The organism is Burkholderia sp. HMSC10F09, assembly GCF_001806955.1.
GTDB classification, from domain to species: domain Bacteria; phylum Pseudomonadota; class Gammaproteobacteria; order Burkholderiales; family Burkholderiaceae; genus Burkholderia; species Burkholderia multivorans.
Genome location: NZ_KV786762.1, coordinates 6,048 through 6,638 on the forward strand (window position 1 = coordinate 6,048; position 591 = coordinate 6,638).

Consider the following 591-nt stretch of genomic DNA (forward strand, 5'->3'; position numbering starts at 1 on the left):
GGCGAATAGTTCGATCGGGTCGTTGTCGACGGGTCTTAGCTCGACCAATAGCTCGGTTACGTCGCTGTCCAGCTCGGCTTCGACCGGGATTTCGTCGGCGAATAGTTCGATCGGGTCGCTGTCGACGGCGACGTCGAGCAGCATCTCTTCGCTGTCGACCTCGGCTTCGACGGGTATCTCGTCCGCAAATAGCTCGATCAAGTCGTTGTCGACGGGGCTGAGCTCGACCAATAGCTCTGTTACGTCGCTGTCGACTGGCCTTAGCTCGACCAATAGCTCCGTTACGTCGCTGTCCACTTCGGCTTCGACTGGTATCTCGTCGGCGAATAGTTCGATCGGGTCGTTGTCGACTGCAACGTCGAGCAGCATCTCTTCGCTGTCGACTTCCGCTTCGACGGGTATCTCGTCGGCGAACAGTTCGATCGGGTCGCTGTCGACGGGCCTTAGCTCCACCAATAGCTCGGTTACGTCGCTGTCGACTTCGGCTTCGACCGGCATCTCTTCGGCGAATAGCTCGATCGGATCGCTGTCCACGGGCCTGAGCTCGACCAACAGCTCTGTTACGTCGCTGTCCACCTCGGCTTCGACCGG

General features: G+C 59.2%; 1 pseudogene. It reads left to right on the forward strand.

Annotated features, from left to right (window positions below):
• Positions 1-591, forward strand: a pseudogene (locus tag HMPREF3115_RS32510) (hemagglutinin); the annotation flags it as partial.